This is a genomic window from Arthrobacter sp. 2YAF22_2, from assembly GCF_052114645.1.
Classification (GTDB): Bacteria; Actinomycetota; Actinomycetes; order Actinomycetales; family Micrococcaceae; genus Arthrobacter.
On the sequence record NZ_JBFRFD010000134.1, the window covers coordinates 1 to 7,648 of the forward strand.

The 7,648-nt window shown below is 69.4% G+C and carries 8 protein-coding genes and 1 pseudogene; 7 read left to right on the top strand and 2 right to left on the bottom strand.

Translation table 11 applies throughout. From position 1 onward, the window contains the following. Together AB4Y86_RS07550 and AB4Y86_RS07555 are read right to left on the bottom strand one after the other, a co-directional pair. Positions 1-605 (bottom strand): annotated as a pseudogene (locus AB4Y86_RS07550) (phospholipase); the annotation flags it as partial. A 37-nt stretch (positions 606-642) separates the two neighbouring features. Continuing rightward, a complete protein-coding gene (locus AB4Y86_RS07555; RefSeq protein ID WP_441401526.1) occupies positions 643-1,749 on the bottom strand; it encodes a GTP pyrophosphokinase in 1,107 nt (368 codons plus the stop codon). 170 nt (positions 1,750-1,919) lie between these two features. On the opposite strand from AB4Y86_RS07555, the gene AB4Y86_RS07560 reads away from it, so the two are divergent. From AB4Y86_RS07560 to AB4Y86_RS07590, 7 genes are all read left to right on the top strand, one after another. Continuing rightward, entirely contained in the window at positions 1,920-2,714 is a 795-nt protein-coding gene (locus tag AB4Y86_RS07560) for an alpha/beta hydrolase (protein ID WP_441401528.1), read from the top strand. A 100-nt stretch (positions 2,715-2,814) separates the two neighbouring features. Continuing rightward, the gene (gene nhaA / locus AB4Y86_RS07565; RefSeq protein ID WP_441401530.1) at positions 2,815-4,173 is read left to right on the top strand and encodes a Na+/H+ antiporter NhaA; all 1,359 of its coding nucleotides are present in this window, start codon (positions 2,815-2,817) and stop codon (positions 4,171-4,173) included. A gap of 65 nt (positions 4,174-4,238) precedes the next feature. Beyond that, positions 4,239-5,201 carry a carbohydrate kinase family protein gene (locus AB4Y86_RS07570; RefSeq protein WP_441401532.1) on the top strand — a complete coding sequence of 321 codons (963 nt, stop codon included), beginning with the start codon at positions 4,239-4,241 and terminating at the stop codon, positions 5,199-5,201. A 9-nt stretch (positions 5,202-5,210) separates the two neighbouring features. After that, positions 5,211-5,708, top strand: a complete 498-nt coding sequence (locus AB4Y86_RS07575; protein ID WP_441401534.1) for a YbhB/YbcL family Raf kinase inhibitor-like protein — start codon at positions 5,211-5,213, stop codon at positions 5,706-5,708. A gap of 44 nt (positions 5,709-5,752) precedes the next feature. Beyond that, on the top strand, positions 5,753-6,571 hold the full coding sequence (locus AB4Y86_RS07580; protein WP_441401536.1) for an HAD family hydrolase: 819 nt from the start codon (positions 5,753-5,755) through the stop codon (positions 6,569-6,571). A gap of 118 nt (positions 6,572-6,689) precedes the next feature. Beyond that, a complete protein-coding gene (locus tag AB4Y86_RS07585; RefSeq protein ID WP_441401538.1) occupies positions 6,690-6,935 on the top strand; it encodes a hypothetical protein in 246 nt (81 codons plus the stop codon). A 117-nt stretch (positions 6,936-7,052) separates the two neighbouring features. Next, the coding region (locus tag AB4Y86_RS07590; RefSeq protein ID WP_441401539.1) for a glycerophosphodiester phosphodiesterase family protein at positions 7,053-7,648 on the top strand (596 nt) is incomplete at its 3' end.

A 7,648-nucleotide genomic window follows, 5' to 3' on the forward strand; every position in this document is an offset into this window, starting at 1 on the left:
GCGTCATGCCACGGTGGCCGCTTGTCGTATCGGGAATCCATCTCGACCGCCTGCGGGTCGCCCGCATGGTCGGCGTCGTCCCGACGGCTGTGGGACAGGTCCAGCCCGCCAACGAACGCAACGTCACGGGACGGGTCGTCACGACGGCGGATGACGACGATTTTCTGGTGGTGGGAACCGAACAGGCGCACGCGCTGGTCCAGCAGCACCTCGCCGCCGGCGTCGTTGATCTCACGGCCCAGGAGCTCGTTCGAACGGCCGCTGATCGGCGCCGAAATACGCTCGCCGTGGGATCGCCAGACCAGGCCCCGGACCTCAACGCCCGCGCGCGCCAGCCCGGCGAGCAGGTCACCGATCGAGGGCCCGTCCGCCAGCAGCCGTTCATCGGCGTCGCCGCGCCAGTCGGTGAACCACACCCGGTCTCCCGCCCGCAGCGACGCCAGCTCCTCATGCAGCCGGGCGAAGTAGGTCGCCCCATGAATCACGGGCCGGACGAGGTTACCCTCCGACCACGACGGCGACCCGGCACCGCCCGCTTGCACATCCGTGGCCGGATTGCCGCGCTCCGCGCCACTCAGGAACCACGTACCGGTATCACTGTCCACTCGGTCCTTCTTTCAGGTCTTGAGCCGGGTCGAACTCCTACCCCTGGGTGAGCCGGTAGCGTTCGATCTGCTTGAGCCGGCGCAGCAGGCTGTCGCGCCGGGGGTGCGGGACGGCGTCGGCCGGTTCCGCGGTGAGGTCAATGTGGGCAGTTCCGTACTGCCAGAGCAGCAGGTCGTCCAGCAGCCGGTCCGGCCCGGGGGAGTAGCGGTGGTCCAGGGCCTTGCGGACCTCGGTGATGCGGTTGGCGCTGAGCAGACCGGCGAGCTGGACGGTCTGGTTCAGGCCGTGCGCCGCCATCAGTTCAGCCGCCCAGCCCCAGTCGTCGTCGACCTTCCGGTCCACGTGCGGCAACAGCGTCCGCCAGACGTCGCGGATCCGGTTAGGGGTGAGCTGCGCGGCGCCTTCGCCCTCCATATCCCAGTAGCTCCGGACTTCCTCGTAGCGGTCGTGCAGGTCCGAGAAGGCCCCTTCCACGGTCTCCAGCATGGCGGCCGTGGCCGTGAACTGGCGGTCGAAGTGCGGCGTCCAGGCGCGCGGGTCCTCGGCCTTGAAACGGATGTCGTGCTCAATCTCGCTCCACGCATGCGCGAAGACCGTCCGGATCTGGCACTCGAAGAAGTAGCTGCCGTTGGCCGGCACGTCAGGGTTGAAGCCCTGCTGGTACTCCTTGACGGCCTCGTTCTGGATGGTCCGCAGGATCAGGTGCCGGCTGGAATAGCCGTAGGTCCCGGATTCGATCGAGCCGATGTCCTTCTCGCGGTCACCGCGGCAGTCGAAGAGCTGGCGCTGGCGTTTGATCAGGTTGGCCACCACGGCGTTTTCGGCCGGGAGCTTGGTGATGACGCGGATGCCGACCATGTCATTGAGTGTCCGGAACGGGTCCGGAAATTTCAGCACCGGCGGGCCGCCCGGCTCCAGCGGCTCCTCAGTGCGGGAGATCTTCTCGCGGAAGGACTCCACGGTCTTGGTCCGACCCGTCACGAACAGCGGGGTCACCTCGGTGCCCTTGAGCATGGCCCGCAGCGTCAGCAGCACCTCGCGGGTGACCAGTTTCAGCGCAGGACGCACCCGCTCGTAGAGTTCGACATTGTCCTGCACGGATTCGCGCAGCGCGGGGTCCAGCCGCTCCCAGTTGCTCGCCATGGGCCTAGCTTACGGCGCCGGTCTGACAGGCAGCGGGCTTCCGGGCGGCCGCGGGGCGCCCAAGGTAGGCTCTGCACATGGCTGATGTGCGGCGTCGGGCTTGATTCGCTGCAGCGGCGGTGGCACCGGGGGCGGTCACCGCCAGTTCACCGGGCCCCAAGGAGGACACAGTGAAGCGGCAGAAGTACCACTACGGCGACGACCCCAGCCAGTGGGGGGAACTTTTCCTTCCGGACGCGGCCGAGCCCAAAGGGGTGGTGGTGGTCATCCACGGCGGCTATTGGCGTTCGCAGTACGGGGCCGAACTCGGCGAACCCCTGGCGAAGGACCTCGCTACGCATGGCGTGGCCGCCTGGAACCTGGAATACCGCCGGGCCGGCAACGGCGGCGGCTGGCCGCACACCTTCGCCGACGTCCTCGCCGGGATCGATAAACTCCGGGACGTCGCCGGCGACCACGGACTCGGCCTGGACCGCGTCGTGGCCCTCGGCCACTCCGCCGGCGGGCATTTGGCCGTGTGGGCGGCCGGCCGGAACCGTCTCGGCGAGCTCGGCGCGCCGGATGCGGACCGCCAGCTCGAACGCAAGAACGGCGGCGCCGCGGTGCACCTCACCGGTGTGGTCAGCCAGTCGGGACTGCTGAACCTGGCCGAGGCGGAGCGGCTCAATCTCAGCAACGGAGCCGTGAGCAACTTCCTGGGCGGCTCCTCGGATAAATACCCCAAACGGCATAGGTATGCGGACCCGATGAGCGCGGCACCGCTGTGCGTCCCCGTCTACGCGGTGCACACCACCGAGGACGACACAGTGCCGCTGAGCCAGTCGGAGGCCTACTCCGCGGCGGCCAAGGCCGGCGGCGCTCCCGTCCAGTTCCTCAAGGTTCCCGGCGACCACTTCGCCCTGATCGATCCGAAGGCCCCCGCCTACCGGAAGTGCCGGGAACTGGTCCAGCTGCTGCTGGGCTGAGCCGGAGGCGGCAGCGGCAGCAGCGCGGGTAAACTAAGGACAGGTGCGCCGGGAAGTCTGGTCGGCATAGTTCAGTCGACCCAAATTTTAGGACTTCCGCATGAGCCACCCTCATCCTCCCGCTCGGCCGTCACCCACCCCGCGCGCCACCATCCTGGGCCGCGGCAGCTACGCCGAATCCCTGCGCATCGGCGAAATCCTGCGCAAGGAGACCGTCGGAGGCGCACTGCTCGTGATGGCAGCCGCCGTCGCGCTCATTTGGGCTAACTCCCCGGCGTCGGAGAGCTACTTTGCCCTGCGCGACTTCAAGGTCGGCTACGAACCCTGGCAGCTGAACCTGAGCCTGGGGGCATGGGCCGCCGACGGTTTGCTGGCCGTCTTCTTCTTCCTGGTCGGGCTGGAGCTGAAGCGCGAATTCGTGGCCGGGGATCTCCGCCAGCTGAGCAAGTCGGTGGTGCCGGTCGCCGCGGCCGCAGGCGGGGTCCTCATCCCCGCTGTGATCTACGCCGTCGTCAACTCCGGCAACCCGGAATCCGTGCGCGGCTGGGCCATCCCCACCGCCACGGACATCGCGTTCGCCGTCGCCGTCCTCGCGATCATCGGATCGCACCTGCCGAGCGCGCTGCGGATCTTCCTACTCACCCTCGCCGTGGTGGATGACCTCATCGCCATCACCATCATTGCCATCTTCTACTCCGGCGAGCTGCAACCGGTCCCGCTCCTGCTGGCCGTGCTGCCGCTGGGGCTATACACCTACCTGGCGCACCGGCACCGCCGCTTCTTTGGGCTGAAGGCCCCGGCGGCCTGGCTCATCCTGCTTCCCCTCGGCCTGGCCACGTGGGCGCTCGTGCACGCCTCCGGTATCCACGCGACAGTGGCCGGAGTCCTGCTCGGCTTCGCTATCCCAGTGCTCCGCTCCCAGGCCAGCGGGGGACCGGAGGCCGGCCCGGGGCTCTCGGAAATCTTTGAGCACCGATTCCGGCCCATCTCGGCCGGCGTCGCCGTGCCGGTGTTCGCGTTCTTCTCCGCCGGCGTCGCGGTGGGCGGCTGGGGCGGGCTGGGCATGGCGCTGACCGACCCGGTGGCCGTGGGCATCATCCTGGCGCTCGTGCTGGGGAAACCGGCCGGCATCCTCGGCACCACGTGGCTGCTGACCCGGCTGACCCGGGCTCGGCTGGACAGCTCATTCAAGTGGATCGACATCTTCGGCGTCTCCATCCTGGCCGGGATCGGCTTCACCGTGTCGCTGCTCGTGGCTGAACTCAGCTTCGGCCAAGGCAGCCCCCGCGACGACCACGCCAAGGTCGGCATCCTGGCCGCGTCGCTGCTGGCCGCACTGCTGGCCAGCGTGGTGTTGCGGACCAGGAACCGGCAGTACCGCCGGGCCGAGGAAGCAGAGCGGCGGGATTCGGACCACGACGGGATTCCGGACGCCTACCAGCACGACCCCGGCTCCTAGCCCGTGCGGGAGGCGGGGCCTCGACACAGGGGGCGCCGGGCCGTGTTCTCTGGCAGAGTATGACCATGCTCACAGTCATAGGTGAGGCCCTGGTGGATGTTGTCCAGCGCTCCTCAGGAACCCAGGCCCACGTCGGCGGCAGCCCCCTGAACGTTGCAGTGGGGCTTGCACGGCTGGACCACCCGGTGCAGTTCATCGGCCGCTACGGCCGGGACGCCTACGGTGAATCCGTCGCGGCCCATCTCAGATCCAGTTCGGTGCTGCTCCCCGTGGGCCCGGACGAGCTGCCGACGTCGGTTGCCTCGGCCCTGATTGACGACGACGGCGCCGCCACTTACACCTTCGACCTCGCCTGGCAGCTCCCCGGCCTCGCGGACCGGCTGCCGTTCATGCTGCAGGGCAGCACCCTGCTGCACACCGGCTCGATCGCCACCATGCTGGCGCCCGGCGCCGCGGAGGTGCTGGCCGCCGTCGAACATGCCCATCCGTTGACCACTGTCAGCTTCGATCCCAACTGCCGCCCCAGCATCATCACCGACGCCGACTATGCCCGGGCCCAGGTGGAAAAGTTCGTTGCCCTAGCGGACGTGGTCAAGGCCTCCGACGAGGACCTCGAATGGCTTTACCCCGGCGTGGACCCGCTGGATTCGGCCCGCCGGTGGCTGGCGTTCGGCGGCTCGGAGGGCCCCGCCCTGGTGGTGGTCACGCGCGGCGCCGACGGCCCGTGGGCCGTGAACGCCGCCGGCGAGACCCACGTCCCGGCCCCGCCGGTAAAAGTCGCGGACACCGTTGGTGCCGGTGATTCCTTCATGGCGGCGCTGCTGTCCGGCGTCGTGGACCGGGGGCTCAACGGGGCGCAGAACCGCACGGAACTGCGTGCGCTCTCCACCGGTAGCCTGCGTGAACTCCTGGCCCACGCGGCCGCGGCCGCCGCCGTCACGGTCTCCCGCGCCGGCGCGAATCCGCCCACTCGTGCCGAGCTGAGCCGGATGGAACACGACCCTGAGAGTGCCGTCAACAGCAACTGAGAGGAAGCCATGGCCACCTTTACGCTTCGCAGCGAGACCTTCGAGGACGGCCAGGTCCTGCCCGCAGCCCACCGCGGCGCCGCGACCGGACTGGGCGGGAAGGATGAATCGCCGCCGCTGGGCTGGAGCGGCGCGCCGGCCGGCACCCGGAGCTACGCCGTCACGGTGTTCGACCCGGACGCGCCGGGCCGCGGCGGCTTCTGGCACTGGACCGTGCTGGACATTCCGGCCGACGTCACCTCACTGGCCGCCGGGGCCGGATCACCCCGCGGCGACGGCCTTCCACCTGGCGCCTTCCAGCTCCGGAACGACGGCGGCTCCGCCGGCTACCTAGGCGCGGCCCCGCCCAAGGGTCACGGGCCGCACCGTTACGTGATCACCGTGCACGCCCTGAATGTGGAGAAGTCCGGCCTGGACGCCGGTGCGTCCCCGGCCAAGCTGGAGGCCAAACTCGGCCCGAACGTCCTTGCCCGGGCAAGCCTGACCGGCATCTACGAACGGCACTGACCGCCGTCGAAAGAGCGCGGGCGCTGCCAACGTAGACTGGCAGCATGCGGCTGGTAGCAAGTGATATTGACGGAACGATCCTGGGCCACGACGGCAAGATCAGCGACCGGACCGTGCGTGCTTTCCACGCCTGCCGCGACGCCGGGGTGGAACTGGTCTTCGTCACCGGCCGCCCGCCGCGCTGGCTGCACCCCCTGCAGGACCAGCTGGGACACGCCGGAACCGTGATCTGCTCCAACGGGGCCGTGGTCTGGGACCTGGAGGCAGACCGGCTGGTGTCCGCCCGGGCCCTGGGGCTCGACGCCATGTTCGAAGCCCGCCGAATCATCCAGCGGTTGCGGCCCTCCGCGCTGTTCGCCGCGGAAACCCTTACCGGGTTCCACCTGGAACCGGGATTCCTCGGCACAGGCTCCAGCGGAGTGCTCGCCGAATTCACGCCGGCCCCGCTGCGCGAAACGCTCACCTCGTCTGACGCCGTCGTGAAGTTCCTCGCCCTGGTGCGGGAGGGAACTGCGGACGAGTTCCTGGCCGAGGTGTCACCCGCCGTCGCCCATCTCGCGGCCGCCACGCATTCGGCCCCCAATCTGGCGATGCTGGAACTCTCGCTGCCCGGCGTCAACAAGGCCGTGACGCTCGCCGAATACGCGGCGTCCCTGGGCGTGCAGGCCCACGACGTGGTGGCGTTCGGCGACATGCCCAACGACATCGAGATGCTGCGCTGGGCCGGTCAGGGCTACGCGATGGCCAGCGGCCACCCGGAGGCCATCCGCGCGGCCAGCCGGCAGGCACCACATTTCGACGACGACGGCGTGGCCCAGATCCTTGAAGCCAAGCTCGCCGAGCTGGGTGTCCGGCTGCCGTAACCGGCGCCGCCCCGGCCGCCCGTCAGTCATTGGATTCCCAGCTGACGGACAACTGCCGTTCACCTTGGCCTCTTAGGCTGGCACCTCCGGATGGATCTTATGACTGAGGTGGGCAATCATGGCCAGGAGCGGTAACCGACACAGCGATGAGCAACCGCTCCGGCGCGTGGCGCCGGATGCGCACTGGCAGAACCTGCGCCAGGGCGACAGGGTGCGGGTCCGCCTTGCGCCGGGGTACGAGACCGGGGGCTTCGTGGACGCCTTGACCACTGACCACACCACCGTCTGGGTTGACCTCGACGGCGGCGGACGCACGCTGCTGCACTGCAGCGACGGAGTGGAAATCCTGCCGCACGGCGCCTGAGTCCGGCGCCCGCACTTCCCGGCCCAAGTAGCTCGCACTTGTTGGCGTTTTGAGCCCTCAAAACGCCACCTACTGCGAGCCAGTTGGGGTTGGGCGCCGCTCCGGTACGCTTCAGGTGTGACCGTCCCGCACCCTTTCCTCGCCCCCGCCGGAGTTGCCGGCGGCCCTGTGGCGATGGCCCACCGCGGCTTCTCGCCGGTGGGCGCAGAGAACTCCATGGCCGCGTTCCGCGCCGCCGTCGCGCTCGGCTACCGCTACCTCGAAACCGACGTGCACACCACAGCCGACGGCGTGCTGCTGCTCTTCCACGACGACACCCTGGACCGCGTCACGGACGGCCACGGCCGGATTTCAGAGCTGGCCGCCGGGGCCGTGGCAACGGCCCGGATCGGCGGCGCCGAGCCGATCCCGCGGCTGTCGGAGCTCGTGGCGGAGTTTCCGGAGGTCCGGCTCAACCTCGACATCAAGGACTGGGACTCGGTGGAAACGCTGGCGGCGGCGATCGAGGAGTTTGGCCTGCATGACCGCGTGCTGATCGCCAGCTTTTCGGACCGGCGGCGGCGTGCGGTGCTGCGCCGGCTGAGCCGACCCGCCGCGAGCTCTGCGGGGATGGCCGCCAACGGCCTGTTTGTGCTGCTGGGACCGCTGCTCCCGGCTTTCCTGCTGCGCCTCGCGACCGGTCGTGCGCTCCGCGGCGTGCACGCCCTGCAGGT